The sequence below is a fragment of the Serratia sp. BW106 genome, from assembly GCF_002607755.1.
GTDB lineage: Bacteria > Pseudomonadota > Gammaproteobacteria > Enterobacterales > Enterobacteriaceae > Serratia > Serratia proteamaculans.
On sequence record NZ_MCGS01000041.1, the window covers coordinates 74,795 to 97,941 of the forward strand.

General features: G+C 56.1%; 23 protein-coding genes. 12 read left to right on the forward strand and 11 right to left on the reverse strand.

All coding sequences use genetic code 11. The features are described 5' to 3' along the window. The 5 genes from galT to modE all read right to left on the reverse strand — a co-directional run. A partial coding sequence (gene galT, locus BEI65_RS22500) for a galactose-1-phosphate uridylyltransferase (RefSeq protein ID WP_099065150.1) occupies positions 1-222 on the reverse strand: 222 nt, incomplete at its 3' end. Between the two features lie 281 nt (positions 223-503). Continuing rightward, a complete protein-coding gene (locus tag BEI65_RS22505; RefSeq protein ID WP_099065151.1) occupies positions 504-1,325 on the reverse strand; it encodes a CPBP family intramembrane glutamic endopeptidase in 822 nt (273 codons plus the stop codon). Between the two features lie 152 nt (positions 1,326-1,477). After that, complete coding sequence (locus tag BEI65_RS22510; protein WP_099065152.1) at positions 1,478-2,050, reverse strand: cysteine hydrolase family protein; 573 nt, start codon at positions 2,048-2,050, stop codon at positions 1,478-1,480. A gap of 130 nt (positions 2,051-2,180) precedes the next feature. After that, positions 2,181-3,653 (reverse strand): molybdate ABC transporter ATP-binding protein ModF, encoded by a 1,473-nt coding sequence (modF, locus tag BEI65_RS22515; protein WP_099065153.1) that lies wholly within the window; start codon positions 3,651-3,653, stop codon positions 2,181-2,183. A gap of 90 nt (positions 3,654-3,743) precedes the next feature. After that, entirely contained in the window at positions 3,744-4,535 is a 792-nt protein-coding gene (modE, locus tag BEI65_RS22520) for a molybdenum-dependent transcriptional regulator (protein WP_099065154.1), read from the reverse strand. A 190-nt stretch (positions 4,536-4,725) separates the two neighbouring features. Here modE and BEI65_RS22525 point away from each other — a divergent pair, with 190 nt between their 5' ends. The 4 genes from BEI65_RS22525 to modC all read left to right on the forward strand — a co-directional run bounded on the left by BEI65_RS22525 (position 4,726) and on the right by modC (position 7,554). Further along, the gene (locus tag BEI65_RS22525; protein ID WP_085115649.1) at positions 4,726-4,869 is read left to right on the forward strand and encodes an AcrZ family multidrug efflux pump-associated protein; all 144 of its coding nucleotides are present in this window, start codon (positions 4,726-4,728) and stop codon (positions 4,867-4,869) included. Between the two features lie 157 nt (positions 4,870-5,026). Next, positions 5,027-5,800 (forward strand): molybdate ABC transporter substrate-binding protein, encoded by a 774-nt coding sequence (modA, locus tag BEI65_RS22530; RefSeq protein ID WP_099065155.1) that lies wholly within the window; start codon positions 5,027-5,029, stop codon positions 5,798-5,800. Beyond that, complete coding sequence (modB, locus tag BEI65_RS22535) at positions 5,797-6,486, forward strand: molybdate ABC transporter permease subunit (protein WP_099065156.1); 690 nt, start codon at positions 5,797-5,799, stop codon at positions 6,484-6,486. Before modA ends, modB begins: the two co-directional genes overlap by 4 nt. Further along, a complete protein-coding gene (gene modC / locus BEI65_RS22540; RefSeq protein ID WP_099065157.1) occupies positions 6,487-7,554 on the forward strand; it encodes a molybdenum ABC transporter ATP-binding protein ModC in 1,068 nt (355 codons plus the stop codon). A 33-nt stretch (positions 7,555-7,587) separates the two neighbouring features. Here the strand turns inward: modC and BEI65_RS22545 are convergent, their stop codons facing one another. Next, positions 7,588-8,412: a pyridoxal phosphatase gene (locus tag BEI65_RS22545; protein WP_099065158.1), complete on the reverse strand. Its 825-nt coding sequence runs from the start codon at positions 8,410-8,412 to the stop codon at positions 7,588-7,590. A 178-nt stretch (positions 8,413-8,590) separates the two neighbouring features. Here BEI65_RS22545 and pgl point away from each other — a divergent pair, with 178 nt between their 5' ends. Beyond that, positions 8,591-9,586 (forward strand): 6-phosphogluconolactonase, encoded by a 996-nt coding sequence (gene pgl, locus BEI65_RS22550; protein ID WP_099065159.1) that lies wholly within the window; start codon positions 8,591-8,593, stop codon positions 9,584-9,586. Between the two features lie 42 nt (positions 9,587-9,628). Here the strand turns inward: pgl and BEI65_RS22555 are convergent, their stop codons facing one another. Beyond that, a complete protein-coding gene (locus BEI65_RS22555; RefSeq protein WP_099065160.1) occupies positions 9,629-10,111 on the reverse strand; it encodes a kinase inhibitor in 483 nt (160 codons plus the stop codon). A 166-nt stretch (positions 10,112-10,277) separates the two neighbouring features. On the opposite strand from BEI65_RS22555, the gene BEI65_RS27425 reads away from it, so the two are divergent. Next, complete coding sequence (locus tag BEI65_RS27425) at positions 10,278-10,679, forward strand: YkvA family protein (RefSeq protein WP_099065161.1); 402 nt, start codon at positions 10,278-10,280, stop codon at positions 10,677-10,679. A 4-nt stretch (positions 10,680-10,683) separates the two neighbouring features. On the opposite strand, the gene bioA is transcribed toward BEI65_RS27425, so the two are convergent. Next, positions 10,684-11,958 carry an adenosylmethionine--8-amino-7-oxononanoate transaminase gene (gene bioA, locus BEI65_RS22565; protein WP_099065240.1) on the reverse strand — a complete coding sequence of 425 codons (1,275 nt, stop codon included), beginning with the start codon at positions 11,956-11,958 and terminating at the stop codon, positions 10,684-10,686. Positions 11,959-12,048: 90 nt separating this feature from the next. On the opposite strand from bioA, the gene bioB reads away from it, so the two are divergent. The 4 genes from bioB to bioD are packed head-to-tail and all read left to right on the forward strand — an operon-like array spanning position 12,049 to position 15,661. Next, on the forward strand, positions 12,049-13,086 hold the full coding sequence (gene bioB, locus BEI65_RS22570) for a biotin synthase BioB (protein WP_012005745.1): 1,038 nt from the start codon (positions 12,049-12,051) through the stop codon (positions 13,084-13,086). After that, the gene (gene bioF / locus BEI65_RS22575) at positions 13,086-14,237 is read left to right on the forward strand and encodes an 8-amino-7-oxononanoate synthase (protein WP_099065162.1); all 1,152 of its coding nucleotides are present in this window, start codon (positions 13,086-13,088) and stop codon (positions 14,235-14,237) included. Before bioB ends, bioF begins: the two co-directional genes overlap by 1 nt. Further along, positions 14,221-14,988, forward strand: a complete 768-nt coding sequence (bioC, locus tag BEI65_RS22580; RefSeq protein WP_099065163.1) for a malonyl-ACP O-methyltransferase BioC — start codon at positions 14,221-14,223, stop codon at positions 14,986-14,988. The genes bioF and bioC overlap by 17 nt, the downstream gene beginning before the upstream one ends. Continuing rightward, a complete protein-coding gene (gene bioD / locus BEI65_RS22585; protein ID WP_099065164.1) occupies positions 14,981-15,661 on the forward strand; it encodes a dethiobiotin synthase in 681 nt (226 codons plus the stop codon). The genes bioC and bioD overlap by 8 nt, the downstream gene beginning before the upstream one ends. A 57-nt stretch (positions 15,662-15,718) precedes the next feature. Here the strand turns inward: bioD and BEI65_RS22590 are convergent, their stop codons facing one another. After that, positions 15,719-17,413 (reverse strand): hypothetical protein, encoded by a 1,695-nt coding sequence (locus BEI65_RS22590; RefSeq protein ID WP_099065165.1) that lies wholly within the window; start codon positions 17,411-17,413, stop codon positions 15,719-15,721. Positions 17,414-17,604: 191 nt separating this feature from the next. Continuing rightward, positions 17,605-18,315 (reverse strand): ATP-binding cassette domain-containing protein, encoded by a 711-nt coding sequence (locus BEI65_RS22595; protein WP_085115670.1) that lies wholly within the window; start codon positions 18,313-18,315, stop codon positions 17,605-17,607. Positions 18,316-19,649: 1,334 nt separating this feature from the next. On the opposite strand from BEI65_RS22595, the gene uvrB reads away from it, so the two are divergent. Together uvrB and BEI65_RS22605 are read left to right on the forward strand one after the other, a co-directional pair. Further along, positions 19,650-21,662, forward strand: coding sequence for an excinuclease ABC subunit UvrB (gene uvrB / locus BEI65_RS22600; RefSeq protein WP_099065166.1), 2,013 nt, complete (start codon positions 19,650-19,652; stop codon positions 21,660-21,662). Positions 21,663-21,769: 107 nt separating this feature from the next. Next, on the forward strand, positions 21,770-22,027 hold the full coding sequence (locus BEI65_RS22605) for a VF530 family DNA-binding protein (protein ID WP_085115739.1): 258 nt from the start codon (positions 21,770-21,772) through the stop codon (positions 22,025-22,027). 4 nt (positions 22,028-22,031) lie between these two features. Here the strand turns inward: BEI65_RS22605 and yvcK are convergent, their stop codons facing one another. After that, complete coding sequence (gene yvcK / locus BEI65_RS22610) at positions 22,032-22,949, reverse strand: uridine diphosphate-N-acetylglucosamine-binding protein YvcK (RefSeq protein ID WP_099065167.1); 918 nt, start codon at positions 22,947-22,949, stop codon at positions 22,032-22,034. Positions 22,950-23,147 lie beyond the last annotated feature (198 nt).

Genomic DNA, 23,147 nt, shown 5'->3' on the forward strand with positions numbered 1-23,147 from the left:
CACAAAGGTATTCTGATAGTCCGGGTTTTTATCACCGGTGACGCGGGTATTCCCCGGGCAGAGGAAGCAGTCCGGATCATGCTGCGGCAGCGTTTCAGGCTGTGCGGATTCCTGCTGGCCTTGCCACGGTCGTTTGGCGCGGTGTGGTGATACCAATACCCATTGGCCGGTTAGCGGGTTAAAGCGGCGATGGGGATGATCGATGGGATTAAAATCCGTCATGACGGTTCCTTTTTCTGAGGCGATACGGCTGTGTAATCGCTTTCACTTGCCGCCAACCTGCCTTTGACTCATATAAATGGATAACTATGGCCAAAAATATAGCATGCCCTCCAGAGTAAAAAGGTGATCCAGAGCAAAGAATGGAATCGTTTACACAACATGGCACCAGCAGGAGAACCGTCAATACAGCAGGAGCAGAAAGGGGGGGAAATAACTCTCAGGAGGAAGTGATAGCGCTTTCACTAACAAGCCGGCAGATAATTATCTGCCGGCTCAGAAGATCAGGGGTGTTGGTACAGCGGGTAGGTGAACAGCAGCAGATGGGTCAGATTAAGCCCGAAATGGAACAGGATGGGCACCCAAAGACGGCCGCTCCACATCCACGCCAGACCGTAAATCACCCCGGCTAGCGTGGCGAAAGCCACCATCAGCATACCGCCGGCCAGGTGTGCAGCGCCAAAGATCAGCGCGGCGATAATCAATGCCGGCCAGGCACCCAGCCATTGGCTGAGACGTTGCTGCAGATAACCCCGGAACAAGGCTTCTTCGGCCATACAGACAAAGAACAGGTTGGCCATGATAAACGCCAGGATCCAGGCTGGGGTATGCAGTTCAATCTTCAGGCCACCGAGTGCCACCGCCAGTAACAGCAAGGCCGGGACGCTGATAATCAGCGCGATCCAGGCGGGTGTACCAACGCTTTTATCCGGTTTATTGAGTTTAAATAACGTTGGCAGACAGGCAAACAGCAGGAAGGGCACCAGCGCCTTATCGAAGTTGTAATACATGGTGAACGGCGCGCTCAACGGGCCGGCTTTATCACCGTCAATCATCAGCTGGTTATGGAAGCCTGGCACCCAATGCAGGAATAGCGCCACACAGCTTGCGACCACCAGCACTTCGAGTGGAACAGCCAGATTACGCCGTGTACGAAAATGGTGCCGCAATCCCGCGAGGGCGGCAATCGCCAATAAACACGCCAGGCTGAGCGGAGTCAGTACCCCGTGGTACATCCCCATTCCTGCCGATGCGGCCAAAATCAACCAGGCAATAAGCCGGTTAAATGGCAAAAAGAATAACGCCGTAGCCAGTACGCCCCACATAACTCTGTCCCTTTAAAATATGCACACGGTGCCCATTACCGAAGGCAATCATTGCTTTATCGGTGTGCGAATGATCGGTGAATTGGGCACTATTCCGGATAGTAGCACAGTGAAATGACAGTAAAGGTCGGTGCAGTGAGGAAATAATGCTTTCAGCCCTTCATCCAGACCGATGAACGGGTGATTTCCGCCAGATTCTGCAGAATATCCAGACTCTGCTGGTGCATCTCCAGGGTCGGTGCGGCGCACAGATCCTGTAATACCGTGACCTGGAAACCGGCGTCGTGCGCCTGTCTGGCAGTGCTCTCAATCGCCAGCGGGGTGCTGACGCCACCCAACAACAAATGGTGGCAACGATGCTGCTGCAGCCAGGCTAACAAATTGTTACCGGCAAAAGCACAAACCCCGTTTTTTTCGAACTGAAAATCCGCCGGTAAGACCTGCAAATCCTTATCCCATTGGCAGCCGGGGCTGCTTAAACGCAGCGCGCCAATCTGTTTCAGATGGTTGAACAGTGGAGAGTGGGCGGGAATATCGTGGTAGTCGTCGGCAAAACCCACGCGTACCCAAATCACCGGGATTTTGCGTACCCGGGCGTAAGCCGCAGCGGCATTGGTGTTGGCAATCAGATTTTGCGCTATCACCTGTTCACGGCAATGGTTTGCACGCCCTTTGGGGCCAATCAAATCGTCAATAAGATCGATAATAATCAGTGCGGCAGACATAGTGTCTCCAGAAACGAATCCTTTACCCCTTATGATAAAAGGCCAAATGTGATGTGTTACCGAGGAAGTGTTGCCGGATATGTCATCGGATGAGTGGCGGGACCACCCATCCGCGGGATTAGCGACGTTTTTAGAGCAGCGTATCGAGCTGATAACGGTAGTCGTCGCCGTCAGGGACAAAGCTCAAACGGTGGGTAATACTCTGCGGGGCGTCTTCCGCATGGTGTGAGACAAACAACAACTGGGTTGTTCCCTGGCCGATCAACACGTCGACAAAGCGGCGCACCAGTTGGCGATTGAGCGGATCCAGCCCCTGCAGCGGTTCGTCGAGGATCAGCAGTGCCGGGTGCTTGACCAGTGCGCGGGCAATCAATGCCAGCCGTTGCTGACCCCAGGACAGGCTGTGGAACGGTGCCTCGCTGTTTGAGCCACCCAGCCCCAGCAGTGCCAGCCATTGGTCGGCCAATTGCCGCTGGCGATCGGATACCGCCTGATAAATGCCGATCGAGTCGAAGAAGCCGGAAAGGATGACCGTGCGTACGCTGGCGCTGACACGGTAGTCCAGGTGCAGGCTGCTGCTGACGTAGCCGATATGGCGTTTGATATCCCAAATGGTTTCCCCGCTGCCACGGCGGCGGCCGAACAGGGTGAGATCGTTACTGTAGCCCTGAGGATGATCGCCGGTGATCAGGCTGAGCAGGGTGGATTTACCGGCGCCGTTCGGGCCGACAATTTGCCAGTGCTCACCGGGATTAACCTGCCAGTCGAGATGATTGAGGATCGGTCGGTCGTTATAACTGACCACCCCATCGCGCAGGATAATCAGTGGTTGGTCTGCCGGCAGCGTGGTTTTTTGCGCCGGATCTTCGGTTTCCGGCAATGACAGGCCATCCAGATTTTCACTGTGCGCCAGTTGTGCCACCAGCGCATCCGCCATCACTTGCTGCCGCGTTCCCTGGCTAGCCAGCGTGCAGTCTGCCAACACGCCGACCTGACGGATAAAGTCCGGTACCTCGTCAAAACGGTTGAGAACCAGCACCAGCGTATAGCCATGTCCAGAGAGGTTGCTCAGCAGTGCAGCCAATTGCGCGCGCGAATTGACGTCCAGTCCATCAAAAGGCTCATCGAGGATCAGCAAGTCGGGTTGCGGCATCAGCGCCCGGCACAGCAGGGTTTTACGTGTTTCGCCGGTAGAAAGGTATTTGAAACGGCGTGACAGCAGCGGGGTAATACCGAATTGCTCTGCCAGTTGCGCACAGCGAGTGGGGTCCCTGGCTTCTTCCTGAATAATCTCGGCTACCGTGCGACCGGTGTCTTCTTCGCCGGGGCTGAGCAGGTCGGTATTGTTGCGTTGCCATTCGTCGCTGACCAGTTTTTGCAACTGTTCGAAAGAGATACGCACTGCATGGCTGAAATCGCTGCGACGCTCGCCGCTCAACAGCACCAGTTCATCGGCCAGTGCCCGTGCCAGTGCAGATTTGCCGCTGCCGTTAGCGCCGACAAAAGCCCAACTGTCGCCGGCCTGAATATCCAGCGCATCCAGCGTCAGGGTACGGGTATCGCTTAAGCGAAACGAACCTTGCGAAATGTGCAACGACGACATCACCTGTTCCTTTTTATGCAATTATTTTGTTTAGAAATAGGCGCATTGCGAGGGGATGTCAATCGGCAAAAATGCAACGTAACGTTGCGTTTAACACAACGTGGCGACAATCACCCGGTCGGCATTAAACATGGCGTACACCGCGCTGCCGGGGCGCAGTTTAAGCTGTTGCAACTCCGGATTGGTCACGGTGGCGCACAGGGTTTCACCCCCGGTCAGCGTAATCAGTACTTCGCTGTGATCGGCACCTGGCTGGATGCTGGCCACTACGCCGGCCAGCGAGTTATCTGCCGCTCCGGCCAAAGACGGGTCGGTATTCAGCTTCACCCAGGGCGCTTTAATCAATGCCAGCACTTCCTTACCGGGCGAGAGCTGCAGCCGATCGGCACTCTGTTGGGTCAGAGCAGCACTGAGGCGGGTTTTGCCGTCGTTAAGTAAAATATCCAGGTGTTGCTGCACCTGCTGGTGATCGCGTTCGATCACGGTGCCGAAGAACTGGTTACGGGCACTGGTTTGCAGTGAAAAGCGGGAGATGGCCGCCAGCAGGCTGTCGAGCGGCAGGTTGTCCTGTTGCAACACGTCGAAGGCTTTTTGCTGGATTTGCCCCAGCAGATCGTAAAGCTGGATCAGCCGCTCACCGTAGTGGGTCACCTGAGCACCGCCACCGCCTTTGCCACCGGTGGCGCGTTCCACCACCGTTTGCTCCGCCAACTGGTTCATTTCGTTAATTGCATCCCAGGCGCTTTTATAGCTGATGCCTGCCAGTTTGGCCCCCTGGCTGATGGAGCCGGTGTGCCGGACCTGTTTAAGCAGCGCGATGCGGCGTGGATCGGCGAACAGTTTTTGCTGGAGTTTTAAAGTAAGAAGAATTTCGGCCTGCATAACGCGTCCTGTCGGCTGCAAAAACCTTATTGTCGCTGATTTGTGGGCAAAGCGCCAAATGGCACGTTTGGCCGGTTACAAATTTCACCCAGTCTCTAAAATAACCACGTTTTAGCGAGTGTTTTGGTTTAAAGTAAAGATTACGTGGCGGTGTTCATTACCGCTCAATGGGCAGTTAAGTGAGGCTACCATGTTGGAATTATTGGAAAGTTTGCTGTTCGCCGTAGTGATGGTGCCAATCGTCATGGCCATCATTCTCGGTTTGATCTACGGTTTGGGGGAAGTGTTCAACGTCTTCTCCAAAGTGGGTCATTCTAAAGAGAACCGCACCTAGTACCACCCCTTCTCTATACCCGCCGGCGTCGTTCGGCGGGTGTTTCTCAAGTTATCTCCCACTGTGCCGATAAACCGCATGACAAGCTTCTGCGTGACGTTATATTATTTTTTATATAACGAAGAATGATAATGCACGTTAACTTGCGGAGAAAACAATGAAACAGCAATGGACCAAGTGGGTCGGCGGTATTGTATTGGCGTCCGGTATGATCATGCAGGCTTCTGCGGCAGAGAAAGTCACCGTTTTTGCGGCGGCGTCGCTGACTAACGCGTTGCAGGACATCGCGACCCAGTATCAGAAAGGCAAGGATGTTCAGGTGGTTTCTTCCTTCGCCTCCTCTTCTACGCTGGCACGCCAGATTGAGCAGGGTGCTCCGGCCGATCTGTTTATCTCCGCCGATCAACAGTGGATGGATTATGCCATCGACAAACAGCAGATAGTCAAAGACACCCGCTATACCTTGCTGGGTAACGAGCTGGTGCTGATCGCGGCCAAAGATGCCAAACTGGCTAAAATCACGCTCGATAAGCAGACCGACTGGGCGAAATTGCTGAATGGCGGCCGTCTGTCGGTAGGCGATCCGGACCACGTACCGGCCGGTATTTATGCCAAGGAAGCGCTGCAAAACCTGGGTGCCTGGACTGCACTGGAACCAAAATTGGCGCGGGCCAACAACGTACGCAGCGCGATGGCGCTGGTGGAACGTGGTGAAGCTCCGCTGGGCATTGTTTATGGCTCGGACGCGGTAGCCAGTGATAAAGTCAGCGTGGTGGCGATCTTCCCGGAAGACAGTCACAAACCGGTTGAATACCCGATGGCCATTGTGAAAGGTCATCAAACACCGGCCGTCAGCGCGTTCTACAGCTACCTGAAGAGCCCGGAAGCGGCTGCCATTTTCAAACAGTATGGATTCTCCCCCCGTAAATGATTTTGAGTGAGTACGAGTGGCAGGCGGTTGAGCTGAGCCTGAAAGTGTCCGCCCTGGCGGTGGTGTGCAGCTTACCCTTTGGCATTCTGATGGCCTGGGTGTTGGTGCGCTGCCGCTTCCCCGGCAAGTCGCTGCTGGACAGCATTATTCACCTGCCGCTGGTACTGCCGCCGGTGGTGGTCGGCTATATATTGCTGATCGCCATGGGGCGGCGCGGCGTGATCGGCGAATGGCTGTATGACTGGTTCGGTTTCAGCTTCAGTTTTAGCTGGCGCGGTGCGGCATTGGCTTCCGCAGTGGTGGCGTTCCCGCTGATGGTTCGTGCCATCCGGCTGGCGCTGGAGGCGGTAGATACCCGTCTGGAGCAGGCCGCCCGTACGCTGGGTGCCAACCCGTGGCGGGTGTTTTTCACCATCACGCTGCCGCTGTCGTTACCCGGTGTGATTGTCGGTGTGGTGCTGGCCTTTGCCCGTTCATTGGGCGAGTTCGGTGCCACCATTACCTTTGTTTCCAATATCCCTGGCGAGACGCGTACCATCCCGCTGGCGATGTATACCCTGATTGAAACGCCGGGGGCAGAAGCCGCCGCAGCGCGCCTGTGCGTGATTGCCATTGTGCTGTCTCTGGTTTCACTGATGGTTTCCGAGTGGCTGGCCCGCTGGGGCCGTAAACGGATGGGCGTGTAAATGCTGGAGCTGGATTTTAGCCAACGCCTTGGCGACCTTAACCTTAAGGTGTGCGCCGATCTGCCCGCTCAGGGCATCACCGCTATCTTTGGTCTGTCCGGGGCCGGTAAAACCTCATTAATCAACGCTATCGGCGGCCTGACGCGCTTGCAACAGGGCCGAATTGTCCTCAACGGCCGTACGCTGGTGGATACCGATCGCGGCCTGTGCTTGCCGCCGGAAAAACGTCGTATTGGTTATGTGTTTCAGGATGCGCGCCTGTTCCCGCATTATCGGGTGCGAGGCAACCTGCAGTACGGCATGGCGGCTGGCATGCGAGCCCAATTCGACAATATTGTTGAACTGCTGGGTATCGGCCCGTTGCTTAATCGCCTGCCGTTGACGCTGTCTGGCGGTGAGAAACAGCGGGTGGCGATTGGCCGTGCCTTGTTGACCGCGCCGGAACTGTTGTTGATGGACGAACCTCTGGCGTCGCTGGACTTGCCGCGCAAGCGCGAGCTGTTGCCCTACCTGGAGCGGCTGGCACAGGACGTCAATACGCCGATCCTCTACGTCAGCCACAGCATGGATGAAATCCTGCGCCTGGCGGAGCAGGTTATGGTGCTGGATAACGGCCAGGTGCGGGCCTTCGGTGGGCTGGAAGAAGTGTGGGCCAGTAGTGCGCTGCGGCCCTGGTTGCAGCGTGAGGATCAGAGCAGCGTGTTACGTGTCAGCGTGATTGAACACCATACGCACTATGCGATGACGGCGTTGGCGTTGGGTGACCAACGGCTGTGGGTCAGCGGTGTCGATGCTCCACTGGGCGCCCAACTGCGTATCCGCATCAACGCCGCCGATGTCTCGCTGATATTACAACCGCCGGTCAACAGCAGTATCCGTAACGTTTTGCCGGCCAAGGTGAGCGAGTGTCTGGAGGTTGACGGGCAGGTAGAGGTGAAACTGGCGGTGGGAGAAAGCATACTCTGGGCGCGTATTACGCCGTGGGCGCGTGACGAACTGGCGATCCGACCGGGGCAGTGGTTGTATGCGCAGGTCAAAAGCGTGTCGATCAGCCGCGAGGCGCGTTGAATAGCGCCCTCCCAGCGGGGGAGGGCAATAGTATTACTGGCCCAGCACGCGGGTGCGGATCACCTCGGCAATGCCTGGCTGCAGGTGATCGGCGATCACCAAATCGGCGCGTTGTTTGATGGCGTCATCGGCGTTGCCCATCGCTACACCCAGACCTACCGCTTCCAGCATGCTGAGATCGTTGTAGTTATCCCCGAAGGCCACCACCTGATCCATACTCAAGCCCTGAGACTCCACCCATTGTTGCAGGCGTTTCCCTTTGCTGTTGCCGCCTTTGGCGATGTCGACCTGATCGTGCCACGACCATTCACAGGCCAGTCCGAGTTCCTTTTCCACCGTTTCGGCGAAGCTGCGCAGCGCGGGGATATCGGCGTGCGAGGTGGCGAACTTCCAGATCGACTTCGCTTCGTCGGCGGCCTGAACCAGGCTGTTGACCTGCAGCAAGGTTGGGCGCTGTGCCGGCGGCAGGGTTTCTGCCCAGGCCAATGAACGGGTGACGTGGCCGCTCGCATCCTGATACAGCATGGCGTCGTCTACGTACATCAGGCCATGAATGTCGCTTTGTTTCAGCATCTGCAGCACCAGCTTGGCCTGATCTTTTTCCAGCGGATCGGCGGCCAGCACTTTCTTCTGCTGGAAGTCATACAGATAGGTGCCGTTACAGCAGATTGCCGGGGTATCTATCTCCAGCGCCTGATAGAACGGGTGGATCGCCACATGATGGCGACCGGTGACCACCACCACTTTGATACCGGCGGCGCGTGCCTGGGCCAGGGCAGCCAGCGACTGCGGTAAAATGCGTTTTTGGTTGTCCAGCAAGGTGCCATCCAAATCGAGGGCAATGACGCGGTAGCTCATAGGGATCTCATTATAGTTAGCAACAAAATTAAACCGATGGTACACCGGATAAGCAACGGATAAAACCGCACAGATTTCATCTGCATCGCGGGGTTGTTATGTCACAGTGGTGAGGTAAGCTAGGGGAAACCGAAAAACCTGAAACCGGTTTCTCTTTTACCCTATTCAAGGAGAATTCATGAAGCAAATCGTTTATGTCGCCAGCCCGGAAAGCCAGCAAATTCACGTGTGGCAGTTAAGCGACACGGGGGCGTTAACACTGCTGCAGAGCGTTGAAGCGCCGGGCCAGGTCCAACCGATGGCGATCCACCCGGACAGAACGCATCTGTACGTCGGTGTGCGTCCGGCTTTCGGCATTGTCAGCTACCGCATTGAGGCGGATGGCACACTGCAACAGGCCGGTATGGCGCCGCTGCCAGGCAGCCCAACCCATATTTCTACCGATTTGCAGGGGCGTTATCTGTTCTCCGCTTCTTACAGCGGCAACTGCGCCAGCGTCAGCCCGATCGGCCATGATGGCGTAGTGGTCGCGCCTATCCAGCAGATCGACGGCTTGACCGCGCCGCACTCGGCCAATATCGACCCGACCAATCAGCTGTTGCTGGTGCCTTGCCTGAAAGAAGATCGCATCCGCCTGTTTAATCTGGACTTGCAAGGCGAACTGACGCCACACAGCCAGGAAGCCGTGGCGACCGCTACTGGTGCCGGTCCGCGTCATATGGCATTCCACCATAACGACAAATATGCTTACTGCGTGAACGAGCTGGATGGCACGGTAGACGTGTTAGCCATCAGCGAAAACGGCGGTAAATATACCCTGGTGCAAACGCTGGACATCATGCCGGCCGATTTCACCGGTACCCGCTGGGCGGCGGATATCCACATCACGCCGAACGGCCGTTTCCTGTACACCAGTGACCGCACCGCCAGCATCCTGACTATTTTCAGCGTGTCCGAGGACGGCAGCAGCCTGTCAGTGGTCGGCTACCATCCGACCGAAGAGCAGCCGCGCGGCTTCAATATCGACCACAGCGGTCGCTTCGTGATTTCGTCCGGCCAGAAGTCCGATCATATCGGGGTATACGAGATTGATCAGGCCAGCGGCAAGCTGACCACGCTGGCGCGTTACCCAGTAGGGAAAGGGCCGATGTGGGTAAGCGTGTTAGCGAAGTAAATTGTAGGGGGCGAATACATTCGCCCCTTTATTTGCCAAAAATCAGCTGTACTTCACCGTCAGCTTGGCACTGCCGAGGCTATGGAAGTGCACGTTAAAACCGACCAGCGCGCCGCTGGAGCCTTCATCCACCTCGATGCTTTCCACGTCCAGCGCATGCACTGTGAAATGATAGTGGTGACTTTCGCCCTGCGGTGGGGCAGCGCCGCCGTAACCGGCGGAACCAAAATCGGTACGGGTCTGGATAGCACCGGCCGGTAAACCCCCTTTATCGGAGCCGGCGCCAGCGGGCAGTTCGCGCGTTGCCGCCGGAATATTGGCTACCACCCAGTGCCACCAGCCGGAGCCGGTTGGGGCATCGGGATCGTAAACCGAAATCACGAAGCTTTTAGTGCCCTCCGGTACGCCATCCCAGGCGAGGTGTGGCGACAGGTTATCGCCGTGATAGCCCATGCCGTTAAACACCTGACGTTCCGGCATTTTTGCGCCGTCTTGCAACTCATTGCTGTACAAACGAAAAGTCATGGTGACTCCCTGTTGTCGGTAAAAGCAGAGCCTTAAGCTAGACTGTTTTGCCGGAACAACACAAGCAGCATTGTACCTCGCCAGTCGCCTCACCTATGGGTTACCATAATTAACCGCGGGGCTACATTCGCGAAATCAATCATTCACAGCTCGATATAAAGTAACCATGATTTCATTAAAAAAACGCACGCCGTGGTTTGGCTGGCTGCGCCGCTGGGCCAAGGGCATCAAGCGCGACATTTATGCACTCTGGCTGGCAGCCCGTGACCGGCGGACGCCCTGGTATGCCAAATTGGTCGCTCTGCTGGTCGCGGGCTACGCAGTATCACCGATAGATCTGATCCCGGACTTTATCCCGGTGCTGGGCTACCTGGATGATGTGATCATCGTGCCGCTGGGCATCATGCTGGCAGTGTGGCTGATCCCCAAACCGCTGATGGCGGAGTTTCGGGAGAAAGCGCAGCGGCGCATCGATAATCCTACCGGCCGTATGGCCGCGGTGATGATTATTCTGCTGTGGGTGGGGTGTCTGGTGTTGCTGGCCCGTTATCTGGACCAGCATTGGTGATCGATTACTGTACCGCGGCCGTCACTGCGTCGGTCAAGCGGCTGAGCTGTTCAGGTTCAATGATGTACGGCGGCATTAAATAAATCAGTTTGCCGAAGGGCCGGATCCACACGCCACGCTCGACAAAGCCACGCTGTAGCTGCGCCACGTCGACAGATTCTCGCATTTCCACCACGCCAATCGCCCCCAGCACCCGCACATCCGCCACTTTTGGCAGCGCCTTCAGCGGCAATAACTGCTGTTTCAATTGGCTTTCGATAGCGGCGACCTGCTGCTGCCAGCGGTTTTCTGCCAACAGTGACAGGCTGGCGTTGGCCACTGCGCAGGCCAGCGGGTTGCCCATAAAGGTAGGCCCGTGCATAAAGCAGCCCGCAGCGCCGTTGCTGATGGTCTCCGCCACGTGACGGGTGGTCAGGGTGGCGGACAGCGTCATATAGCCGCCGGTCAGCGCCTTGCCCAGGCACAGGATATCCGGCACCACGTCAGCATGTTCACAGGCGAACAGCTTGCCGGTGCGGCCGAAGCCGGTGGCTATTTCGTCGGCAATCAACAGCACCTGATGGCGGTCACACAGCTCACGCACCCGCTTGAGATAGGTCGGATGGTAAATACGCATGCCACCGGCACCCTGAACCACCGGTTCGAGGATCACTGCCGCCACTTCCCCGGCATGCTGTTCCAGCAGGGCGGCAAACGGCGCGATATCATTTTCATCCCAGACCTGATCGAAACCGCACTGCGGCGCGGTAGCGAACAGGTGTGGTGCCAGATAACCCTGATACAGGCTGTGCATTGAGTTGTCCGGATCGCACACCGACATCGCACCGAAGGTATCGCCATGATAGCCGTGACGCAGGGTCAAAATGCGTTGCCGCCGTTCCCCGCGCGCCTGCCAGTATTGCAGCGCCATCTTCAGCGACACCTCCACCGCCACCGAGCCGGAATCCGCCAGGAACACGCATTGCAATGCTTCCGGCGTCATGGCCACCAGGCTGCGGCACAGGGCAATAGCCGCAGGATGGGTAATGCCGCCGAACATTACGTGCGACATTTTTTCCAGCTGTTGCGTGGCAGCCAGGTTCAGCTGCGGGTGGTTATAGCCGTGAATGGCTGCCCACCAGGACGACATACCGTCAACCAGGCGTCGGCCATCGGCCAACTGCAGTTCAACGCCGCTGGCGGCCTCTACCGGGTAACAGGGCAGTGGGTGACTCATTGAAGTGTAAGGGTGCCAGATATGGCGCTGGTCGAATTCAAGGTCGGAGGCAGTGACAGACATACTTGTAAACCAAATGATGTTCGTAATGGTTGACAGTATATCCACAATATCTAAACTGACGACACTTTTTTCATTTTTGGAGACGCCGTGATGGCCGATCGCATTCACTGGACAGTGGGTCTTGCCCAGACCCTGTTTGATAAACCCCTGCTTGAACTGTTGTTTGAAGCCCAGACGGTTCATCGCCAGCACTTTGACCCGCGCCAGGTGCAGGTGAGCACGCTGTTATCAATCAAGACTGGCGCCTGTCCGGAAGACTGCAAGTACTGTCCGCAAAGTTCGCGCTACAAAACCGGCCTGGAGTCGGAGCGGCTGATGCAGGTGGAGCAGGTGCTGGAATCGGCGCGTAAGGCCAAGGCGAATGGATCGACCCGTTTCTGTATGGGAGCGGCGTGGAAAAACCCGCACGAGCGCGATATGCCTTACCTGCAGCAGATGGTGCAAGGGGTGAAGGCGATGGGCATGGAAACCTGCATGACGCTGGGCACGCTGGACGGTACGCAGGCGGAACGGCTGGCGGATGCCGGGCTGGATTACTACAACCATAACCTGGACACCTCGCCGGAATTCTACGGCAACATCATCACCACCCGCAGCTATCAGGAACGTCTGGACACCCTGGGCAAGGTGCGCGGCGCGGGCATTAAAGTCTGTTCCGGCGGCATTGTCGGGCTGGGTGAAACGGTGCGTGACCGCGCGGGGCTGCTGGTGCAGTTGGCTAATTTGCCGACGCCGCCGGAGAGCGTGCCGATCAACATGCTGGTGAAGGTCAAGGGGACACCGCTGGCGGATAACGAAGACGTTGACCCGTTTGATTTCATCCGCACCATTGCGGTGGCGCGCATCATGATGCCGGCTTCTTACGTGCGTCTTTCTGCCGGTCGTGAACAGATGAACGAGCAAACGCAGGCGATGTGTTTTATGGCCGGTGCCAACTCCATCTTCTATGGCTGCAAGCTGCTGACGACGCCAAACCCGGAAGAGGACAAAGACCTGCAACTGTTCCGCAAACTGGGCCTGAACCCGCAGCAGACCGAAACCGAGCACGGCGACAATCAGCAGCAACAGGCGCTGGCTGCACAGCTGATGCAGGCCGATACCGCTGAGTTTTACAACGCGGCACTGTAATGAGCTGGCAACAACGCATTGAACAGGCGCTGGAGGAGCGGCAGCAGAGCGCCGCTTATCGCCGTCGCCAGGTGAATCAGGGCGGCAATGGCCGCCATATCCAGCTTAACAACGAGCATTACCTGAATTTCTCTGGCAATGACTACCTGGGCCTGAGCCAGGATGCGCGGGTGATCGCCGCCTGGCAGCAGGGCGCGCAGCAGTATGGTGTCGGCAGTGGTGGCTCTGGCCACGTTACCGGCTTTTGTAGCGCACATCAGGTGCTGGAGCAGCAACTGGCGGACTGGCTGGGTTACCCGCGTGCGCTGCTGTTTATTTCCGGCTATGCCGCCAATCAGGCGCTGCTGGCAGCCCTGATGCAGGCAGAGGATCGCATTTTAGCCGACCGGCTTAGCCATGCCTCTTTGCTGGAGGCCGCCGCCCACTCTCCGGCTCAGTTACGTCGTTTTCGCCATAATCAGCCGCAGTCGCTGGCTGGCCTGTTGGCAAAACCCTGCACTGGCCAGATGTTGGCGGTGACCGAAGGGGTCTTCAGCATGGACGGCGACAGCGCGCCGCTGGCGGAACTGCATCGTTTGACCCGCGAGGCCGGTGCCTGGCTGATGGTTGATGACGCGCACGGTATCGGCGTTCATGGCGAACAGGGACGCGGCAGTTGCTGGCAGCAGGGCGTCCGGCCCGAACTGCTGGTGGCCACCTTTGGCAAAGCCTTTGGCCTCAGCGGTGCGGCGGTGCTGTGTGATGAGTCCACGGCCGAATATCTGCTGCAGTTTGCCCGCCATCTGATTTACAGCACCGCGATGCCACCGGCGCAGGCTTGCGCATTGCAGGCGGCGTTGCATTGCATTCAACAGGGCGACGAATTGCGTGCCCGGCTGCAGGATAATATTCAGCGTTTCCGCCAGGGGGCAGCCCAGTTGTCGCTCAGCCTGACGGAGTCGGTTACCGCCATACAGCCTTTGCTGGTGGGGGATAACCAGCGAGCGCTCGATCTGGCGCAAAGTCTGCGCGAACAGGGGCTGTGGGTGAGCGCTATTCGTCCGCCAACGGTGCCACCGGGCGGGGCGCGTCTGCGTATTACCCTGACGGCGGCGCATCAGCCGCAGGATATCGATCGTCTGCTGGAGGTATTGCATGACGTCAGCGTTTGAATCGGTCAATAAGCAAGCGGTAGCCTCGGCCTTCAGCCGGGCGGCAGGCAGCTATGACGCGGCAGCGGTGCTGCAACGTGATGTTGGTGAGCGCTTGCTGGGGATCGGGCTGGCACACAGTGGCGAACAACTGCTTGATGCAGGCTGTGGCACTGGCCACTTTAGCCGTCGCTGGCGCGAACTCGGTAAGCAGGTCACGGCGCTCGATCTGGCACCGGGCATGCTGGCCTTCGCCCGCCAGCAACAGGCGGCAGATCATTACCTGCTGGGGGATATCGAAAATATCCCCTTACCCGACGCTGCCGTGGATATCTGTTTCAGCAGTCTGGTGGTGCAATGGTGCAGTGATTTACCACGGGCACTGGCGGAGCTCTACCGGGTCACCCGGCCCGGCGGTGTGATCCTGTTTTCTACCCTGGCGGAAGGATCGCTGGGCGAACTGGGCGATGCCTGGCAGCAGGTAGACGGCGAACGCCATGTGAACGATTTTCTGCCACTGGAACAAATTGGCGCCGCCTGCGCCGGTTACCGTCACGGTCTGGAGGCGGAGTGGCAAACCCTGAATTACCCGGACGTGATGGCGTTGATGCGATCGCTCAAGGGGATCGGCGCGACCCATTTGCATCAGGGGCGCGAGGCAGGGCTGCTATCCCGTCGGCGGCTCGCCGCTTTACAGGCGGCCTATCCCTGCGATCGCGGGCAGTTCCCACTCAGTTATCATCTGGTTTATGGAGTGATTTATCGTGATTAAGCGTTGGTTTGTCACCGGCACCGATACCGAAGTGGGCAAAACCGTGGCCAGCAGTGCCTTGTTGCAGGCCGCTAATCTGGCGGGTTACCGCACCGCCGGTTACAAACCGGTGGCTTCCGGCAGTGAGATGACCGCCGAGGGGCTGCGTAACGGTGACGCGCTGGCGTTGCAGGCGAACAGCGCGGTGGCGCTGAACTACCAGCAAGTAAACCCTTACGTTTTCGCCGAACCGACCTCACCGCACATTGTCAGCGCCGACGAAGGGAGGCCAATCGAACTGGTGCAGCTTTCCGCCGGGTTACGCCATTTGGAGCAACGTGCCGACTGGGTGTTGATCGAGGGGGCCGGGGGCTGGTTTACGCCCCTTTCTGAGCAGCATACCTTTGCCGATTGGGTGCAGCAGGAGCAACTGCCGGTGATTTTGGTGGTGGGCATCAAGCTGGGGTGTATTAACCATGCGCTGCTGACCGCGCAGGCGATCCAACAGGCGGGGTTGTCGTTGGTAGGCTGGGTCGCCAACGACGTCAGTGCGCCGGGCCGTCGCCATCAGGAATATCTGACCACGCTGCGCCGTATGCTGCCAGCGCCATTGCTGGGAGAGATCCCCCATCTGGCCGAACCCGAACGGCAGGCTTTGGGGCACTATCTGGATTTGAGCGTTTTATCCCATTGAGCGTTAAGCCTTCCGTCCACGGATCCACCGTGGACGGAGGAAAGCTGACTTACCGTTTTACATGGCGGTGATGCAGGCATTATCGAAGTAAAGCACCCCATTTTTCGCTAAAGCATACAAATTGAAAGACAAGATGACATGGGTTGCCCAAACCGGCACTTTTCGTCGGTTGGCGTTAAAACGGTATTCCTTAAACTCGGCATAATCACTGGCATTGAGAGTCCCATCCCAGGCGGCCACATCTGATTTAGCGATGATCGATACGCCGTTGCTTTCCACCTCCTGAATACAGGCATAGCTCAACGTGGCGAATAAATTGCCGGAGCCGCCATTCAGCGTTTTCAGGTTAAAACAAGCGCCCAATTGTTCATATTGCGATACCGGAACCACTACCCGCACACCGGCACTAGAGTTGGTATTCCCCAGTTTGGTCACTTTTAGCGCATTGCTGCCGTTAACGCCCGCACCGGATTCAATGGTGAGGGTAATGACGTCCGAGGTGAAGGGATTGCTGACGTTGCCACCGGAAACTTCCCAACCTATCGGCTTGGTAGTAAATGAGAAATTACCGTCTTTGAGCTTGTTATTATTAGCGGTGGTCAAAGTTTGAATGCCTTTGCCTCCACCACCGCCATCGAGCCGGCTATTTTTAATCACAAAGTCACCGGTACCACCAAAATAACGGCCGGTCGCGGTTCTTACTCCATAGAACTTAACGTTGTCTACGATAATTCCGCTGCTACCAGCCTCGGCGTAAAAACAGTAGTCTTGAGACGCAAGCCCATTCAGAGCAATGATTTCCCCACCCTGAATAAGTAATGACGCATTCTGGTTGGCGCTACAGCGGAAGGGGATATCATTGACCGGGTTAGTTTTATTACTGAACTCGATATGACAGCCATGGAACTCAATGCTTCCGGCCTCGACTTTCGCAATCGCACCCGCATAGTCTATTGATGTGCCGAAGAAACGAAATGCGCCGTTTGGGTTCTGATTGCCGATAGCTAACCCCTTAGAGTTACCGATGGTACCACCGAAGAAGTTTATCCCTTCGCCAAAGTTCTGAGCGGTGGGATTTTCATCACCGGTTTGAGTCGGTTGCACATTCGTGGGTTTTTTCGCTTGCGGCATATGCAAGCATTCAAAGCAGCGGATGATCTCACAGGCATAGTGATGCCCAATATACGCGTTGGTGCCAAAATACATGCCGTAATAAAAACCGGAAATATAAACATTATTAACGGAAAAATTACCCAAAGGGCCTTCAGGCGAATAGAAGCGAATACCATCAATATAGTTATACTTAGTCTCAGTCTCAGTCTCAGTCTCAGTCTCAGTACTTGATGTTTTAACTGTAGAGCCAATTCCTCTGACGGTGAAGTCTTTCAAAATAGGTGCTGGTCGAATAGGGATGTTGATATCCAAGGCCGCGGTAGTGGTATAGCAGCGCAGGAAGTAGTTGTGGTCGTTTTCAGTCCCGTTGGGGATATTGGTGGTGATCTTTACACCGTTGCCGTCGATATAAACGAAGCCGACATCGATATCGGTCTTGGGGGCGGTCCACACCTCAAAGGGGGCGGTGAACTTTACAATAGCCGGTCTTTTTAATGTGTCCCTGATGAAGGTTTGAGCCTTGATCAGCTCATCGCGTGATTTGACATAAATGCCTGCTACGTCGAGTCGCTCTTTCAAGGTCCAGGTTTTATCGAGCAGATCGCTATATTGAATAAATCCTGCATTGTTATCGGCCATTATCTAACCCTCAATTCAAGTTAATCGGATGTGAAAACCCGTTGAATATGGAGGGAGCATTTGGTCATTTCCAACAAACGGAGCTCTGTCTTCGCTGATACAACACAATGAGCAATGAGTGGTACGGTGCTCAAGGCGTTGGTATGAGATAAGCCATGAGAGCGGGGTGCAATACTTTGCACCCCTGCCAGTCACACTGCCAGATAGGCATTAATCAACTCCTCGTCCAACTGTTCCAGCGTGCCATCGGCTACGCTGCGCCCCTGATCCATCAGGCAGAAACGGTCCGCCACGCGACGGACAAACGGCAGCTTGTGCTCCACCAGCAGGATAGTCATGCCCAGCTCGCGGTTAAGTTTGCGGATCACGTTGCCGATATCGGCAGCGATGGTGGGCTGCACGCCGTTGGTGGGCTCATCGAGGATCAGCAATTCCGGCTCCAGTACCAGGGCGCGACCAATCGCCAGTTGCTGCTGTTCACCGTCGCCTAAATCGCCGGCCCGGCGGCTGCGCATTTCCCGCAGATTGGGGAACAGGCTGTAAATCAAGGGGGGAATGCGGCGAGTCCTGTCGCGACCGGCCATTAGTGCTACCTGTAAGTTTTCCTCCACGCTGAGTTGCGAAAAGATTTGTCGCCCTTGCGGCACGTAGCTGATCCCCAGGGCCGTGCGGCTTTCCACTGGCTGCTGGAGCAGGCTTTGCGGTGGTTCGTCCGCCAACTGCCAGGTCATGCTGCCACTGACTACCGGCAAATGGCCCATAATGCAGTTCACCAGCGTGGTTTTGCCCACGCCGTTACGGCCGATAAGCACCGTGCACTGGCCGCGTGGCAGCTCCAGATTGATGTCCCACAGGGTATGGGTTTGCCCGTAAAACTGATTCACTGACCTTAAACTCAACATCCGGCATTCTCCTCAAAGACCCGTATTCCACTCGTGGATGTACGCCCGTCGGGGCGCTGGCGTAACGCGGTTTTATTTAACAAACCGCATCGATCTCACCTGGCGGCGCCCAATAGCGACCGGTGCAGGTACGGCAATCGAACCTCTACTTCCCTGTGTTATCCACTCCTTACTGCAGTTTCCGCATTAGCGGTTTCTTTCCCGAGTGTCGTAATGTCCAGAACAAAATGCTGAATGACTACCTTTAACGAGGTAGTTTAGGTTCAGCTAAAACCTGTGGTACTTAGGTGAAAATGGTCGTTACTGTGAGTTTTCTAGCGCCATCTCGTCTTTATCCGGCAAATGTCAGGCGTTTTACATCTGTATGGCCCTTAACTGATGGCGGATAATTCTGCCATTACAGACCGGATATTTATCCCGACCGAGCTTTTGGCGTAAAAGGGTAATGCAACCCCTGGGCCAACTTTATTAAACCGTTAAAAAAGGGGATTGTTATTGTCTTGTTAACGGTTTTCCGGGACAGGACGGGCCTGGCGGGCCGAGTGAAAATAAGGGGGAAAGTTAACCCGGACGATTTTTGCACTCTTCCAGTGCTGCGAAGAAAAGTTATGGTGCAAACTATTTCGCCGGTTGTAGCAAGATGCAACAGATGATGGCAACAATGAGATAAATCCGTTTTTGGCAATGGGCCTTTTTAGCATTAATCGGCATAACAAAAGCGATATTATTGTGAAAAAATAACTAAAAAAGCCCTCTTGGCGAACAGAAACGGCAAAAAGCGTTCTTTCTGCAACTCCCGGCCGGGGCGGGGCGGTGAGAGTTATCCACTATTCCTGTGGATAACCTTGTGCATTAGATTTAGAAAACCGGTTTAAAGCGAGAGCGGACGCGGGTTCTGTTCGCTTTGTCCGCAATCTCGTCTTTTTTATAAAATCATTAATTATCAATAAATTAACTAAAATCAAGCGGCTAATGTATTGATGAAGTCTCTATGTATGATTTTTGGCCGCAGTGCTATCAATAAGTTAATTCGTGACGGATTTTGGGGATAAATCTGTTATTGACAATAAAAATGTCACGCGGCTGTAACCCTGACGGTGCATTCGGCTTGGTTTGGCGCACGCTGAAGCAACGAATCGCTTGAAGCTGGTTTTATATCCAGTATCATAGTGACTGGCGAAAATCGCCGGGGCTTTCCATAATTAGAGGCCATTCATCGAGCATTAGCTCTATGGCCGCCTGAGCGCGCACATCTCCAGGTAGGGGCGCTGCATGCTGCGCCCGCTCACTACGACAGCCGGTAGCAACGCGGCAATTTGAAAGACGAAGGGTATATGAGTAAAGTTTTCAAACTGCATTCCGATTTCAAACCGGCCGGCGATCAGCCACAAGCCATCAGCAAGCTGGAAGAGGGCCTGGAAAACGGTCTGGCCCACCAGACGCTGCTGGGCGTTACCGGTTCGGGCAAGACATTTACCGTCGCCAATGTGATCGCCGATCTTAACCGGCCGACCATGGTGCTGGCACCTAACAAAACGCTGGCGGCGCAGCTGTACGGCGAGATGAAAGAGTTCTTTCCCGAGAATGCGGTCGAGTATTTTGTTTCTTACTACGACTACTATCAGCCGGAAGCCTACGTCCCCAGTTCCGACACCTTTATTGAAAAAGACGCTTCGGTGAACGAACACATCGAGCAGATGCGCCTTTCCGCGACTAAAGCGCTGCTGGAACGCCGCGATGTGATCGTGGTGGCGTCGGTGTCGGCGATCTACGGTCTGGGCGATCCCGATCTCTATCTGAAAATGATGCTGCACCTGACCAAAGGTATGATCATCGATCAGCGTTCGATCCTGCGTCGTTTGGCGGAACTGCAATATGCCCGCAATGATCAGGCCTTCCAGCGCGCGACCTTCCGCGTGCGCGGTGAGGTGATCGACATCTTCCCGGCGGAGTCAGACGAGTTGGCGCTGCGCATCGAGCTGTTTGATGAGGAAGTCGAGCGGCTTTCGCTGTTTGATCCTTTGACCGGCCAGATCGAACAGGTGGTCCAGCGTTTTACCATTTACCCGAAGTCGCACTACGTGACGCCGCGTGAGCGGATCCTGCAGGCGATGGAAGAGATCAAGGTGGATCTGGCCGAGCGGCGCAAGGTGTTGCTGGCCAACAACAAGCTGCTGGAAGAACAGCGCCTGACGCAACGTACCCAGTTTGATCTGGAGATGATGAACGAATTGGGTTACTGCTCCGGCATTGAAAACTACTCGCGCTACCTGTCCGGGCGTGGAGAAGGCGAGCCACCGCCAACGCTGTTTGATTATTTACCGGCGGATGGCCTGCTGGTGGTCGATGAATCTCACGTGACCATTCCGCAAATCGGCGGCATGTACAAGGGTGACCGTTCACGCAAGGAAACGCTGGTGGAATACGGTTTCCGCCTGCCGTCAGCGCTGGACAACCGCCCGATGCGTTTTGAAGAGTTCGAAGCGCTGGCGCCGCAGACCATTTATGTATCTGCCACGCCGGGCAAATATGAGCTGGAGAAGTCCGGCGACGATATTATCGATCAGGTGGTGCGGCCTACCGGGCTGCTGGATCCGCAAATAGAAGTGCGGCCGGTGACCACTCAGGTGGATGACCTGCTTTCCGAAATCCGCAAGCGGGTGGCGGTCAACGAGCGGGTGCTGGTTACCACCCTGACCAAACGCATGGCAGAAGACCTGACCGAATACCTGGAAGAGCACGGCGAGCGTGTGCGCTATCTGCATTCGGACATCGATACTGTGGAACGGGTCGAAATCATTCGTGACCTGCGCCTGGGCGAGTTTGACGTGCTGGTGGGCATCAACCTGTTGCGTGAGGGGTTGGACATGCCTGAGGTGTCGCTGGTGGCGATCCTGGACGCGGATAAAGAAGGCTTCCTGCGTTCCGAACGTTCGTTAATCCAGACCATCGGCCGTGCGGCGCGTAACCTCAACGGTAAAGCGATCCTCTACGGTGACAGAATTACCGACTCGATGGCCAGGGCGATTAGCGAGACCGAACGACGCCGCGCCAAACAGCAGATGTTCAACGAAGAAAACGGCATTGTTCCGCAGGGCCTGAACAAGAAAATTTCCGATATTCTGCAGTTGGGCAAACCGGGTAACCGTGGCAAGGGCCGAGGTAAGGGCAAGGCGGCAGAAAACGCCGCGCAGTACCAGCACCTCACGCCAAAAGCGCTGGATCAGAAAATCCGCGAGCTGGAAGCGCAGATGTATACCCACGCCCAGAACCTGGAGTTCGAGCAGGCAGCGGGCTTGCGCGATGAGATCCACCAGCTGCGTGAGCAGTTTATCGCTATTTCATGACCGGTTGGCACGCCGCAGAGTGCGGCGCTGCCAAACATAAACTCCTTGTCGCCTCCGCCAAAGCTGATTATGGTGTGCGGCCAATTGACTACTACGAGCCGCAGACCATGACCGAACACCAGTCCAAAGACCCGATGCACGGCGTCACTCTGGAACAACTTTTGAATAAACTGGTGGAGAACTACGGCTGGTCAGGGCTGGCCGAACGCATTCGCATCAACTGCTTCAGCAGCGATCCCAGCATCAAGTCCAGCCTGAAGTTTCTGCGCCGCACGCCGTGGGCACGCAAGCAGGTGGAAGATCTTTATATCGATATGGTCGATAAGGCCGCCAGCGATAATCCATGGCTGCGTGGCGGCGAGTAACGCTTTAGCCGCGGGCACCCAACTCGATCAAAGCCTGATCCAGCGCCTGACGCAGCAACTGACGGTCGTGACGGTAAGGGACATCCGTCGCTTCCAGCGGTTGTTTAATCACCACCCGATCCTGTACTTCATGGGTATCTACCGCCGGGCCAACAATCAACGCGTCGATCATCTGACGGCCAATTTTCTCTTCCATCAGCTCCAGCTTGTTCTTTAGCGTCAGGGCAGCCGCCGCAACGCTCAGTTCGCGGCCCAGATTGCCGATATAAATCATATTGGCGCTGCTGCGACGTAACGCCTGTGTAAGGTCATCCAGCAGCAGCAGTGGCATCAGGCTGGTCAGGAAGCTGCCTGGCCCGATCAGGATCACATCGGCCTGTGCGATGGCGTCCAGCGCCTCTCGCGTAGCATGGACGTGCGGTGACAGCATCAGTTCCTGCGGCATATCGGTCAGTTGATCGACATTCACTTCACCGTAAACATGATTGCCTTCATGGTCATGCGCCATCAGATCCACCGGTTGCTCGGACATCGGGATCAACGCCGCGTCCACCTTCAGCAAACTGCGTACCAGATTGATCGCCTCCAGTGGACGTACACTGAGGTGATCCAACGCCTTCAGCATCAGGTTGCCGAGGTTATGCCCCGAGAGTTCTCCATTGCCGCTAAAGCGGTACTCGAACATGGCGGAGGCTACGCTCGGTTCGGTAATCAGCTGATTCAGGCAGTTACGGGTATCGCCCCAGGCAATGCCGCCTTCTGAACGGCGGATACGGCCAGTGGAACCGCCGTTGTCGGTGGTGGTGACAATACCGGTTAAACGGGATCCTAAAGACGACAGGGAAGACATCACGCGGCCAAGACCATGACCACCACCTAATGCCACCACCCGATCGAGATCGGCCAGGGTACGATTACGCATAAATTTCCTTACAAAGGGGCTTAACTGCCCGCATAAAGTAGCGGATTTGGCGTAAAAACGCGAAAAAGAGTGTGATTTGCGTGATTCCGGTCAATTCGTCTGCGTAAAGGGCGTTTATCATGGTTTACCAGATTTGGAATCGCCTAAAAACGCTGTATACACAATTATATAGCGAAATTGGGCGTTGGCTATCGCCTT

Bases quoted from the DNA above. Each gene is read 5' to 3' on its own strand.
- BEI65_RS22505 (WP_099065151.1), bottom strand. From the start codon at position 1,325: ATGTGGGGCGTACTGGCTACGGCGTTATTCTTTTTGCCATTTAACCGG.
- BEI65_RS22510 (WP_099065152.1), bottom strand. From the start codon at position 2,050: ATGTCTGCCGCACTGATTATTATCGATCTTATTGACGATTTGATTGGC.
- modF (WP_099065153.1), bottom strand. From the start codon at position 3,653: ATGTCGTCGTTGCACATTTCGCAAGGTTCGTTTCGCTTAAGCGATACC.
- modE (WP_099065154.1), bottom strand. From the start codon at position 4,535: ATGCAGGCCGAAATTCTTCTTACTTTAAAACTCCAGCAAAAACTGTTC.
- BEI65_RS22525 (WP_085115649.1), top strand. From the start codon at position 4,726: ATGTTGGAATTATTGGAAAGTTTGCTGTTCGCCGTAGTGATGGTGCCA.
- modA (WP_099065155.1), top strand. From the start codon at position 5,027: ATGAAACAGCAATGGACCAAGTGGGTCGGCGGTATTGTATTGGCGTCC.
- modB (WP_099065156.1), top strand. From the start codon at position 5,797: ATGATTTTGAGTGAGTACGAGTGGCAGGCGGTTGAGCTGAGCCTGAAA.
- modC (WP_099065157.1), top strand. From the start codon at position 6,487: ATGCTGGAGCTGGATTTTAGCCAACGCCTTGGCGACCTTAACCTTAAG.
- BEI65_RS22545 (WP_099065158.1), bottom strand. From the start codon at position 8,412: ATGAGCTACCGCGTCATTGCCCTCGATTTGGATGGCACCTTGCTGGAC.
- pgl (WP_099065159.1), top strand. From the start codon at position 8,591: ATGAAGCAAATCGTTTATGTCGCCAGCCCGGAAAGCCAGCAAATTCAC.
- BEI65_RS22555 (WP_099065160.1), bottom strand. From the start codon at position 10,111: ATGACTTTTCGTTTGTACAGCAATGAGTTGCAAGACGGCGCAAAAATG.
- BEI65_RS27425 (WP_099065161.1), top strand. From the start codon at position 10,278: ATGATTTCATTAAAAAAACGCACGCCGTGGTTTGGCTGGCTGCGCCGC.
- bioA (WP_099065240.1), bottom strand. From the start codon at position 11,958: ATGTCTGTCACTGCCTCCGACCTTGAATTCGACCAGCGCCATATCTGG.
- bioB (WP_012005745.1), top strand. From the start codon at position 12,049: ATGGCCGATCGCATTCACTGGACAGTGGGTCTTGCCCAGACCCTGTTT.
- bioF (WP_099065162.1), top strand. From the start codon at position 13,086: ATGAGCTGGCAACAACGCATTGAACAGGCGCTGGAGGAGCGGCAGCAG.
- bioC (WP_099065163.1), top strand. From the start codon at position 14,221: ATGACGTCAGCGTTTGAATCGGTCAATAAGCAAGCGGTAGCCTCGGCC.
- BEI65_RS22590 (WP_099065165.1), bottom strand. From the start codon at position 17,413: ATGGCCGATAACAATGCAGGATTTATTCAATATAGCGATCTGCTCGAT.
- BEI65_RS22595 (WP_085115670.1), bottom strand. From the start codon at position 18,315: ATGTTGAGTTTAAGGTCAGTGAATCAGTTTTACGGGCAAACCCATACC.
- uvrB (WP_099065166.1), top strand. From the start codon at position 19,650: ATGAGTAAAGTTTTCAAACTGCATTCCGATTTCAAACCGGCCGGCGAT.
- BEI65_RS22605 (WP_085115739.1), top strand. From the start codon at position 21,770: ATGACCGAACACCAGTCCAAAGACCCGATGCACGGCGTCACTCTGGAA.
- yvcK (WP_099065167.1), bottom strand. From the start codon at position 22,949: ATGCGTAATCGTACCCTGGCCGATCTCGATCGGGTGGTGGCATTAGGT.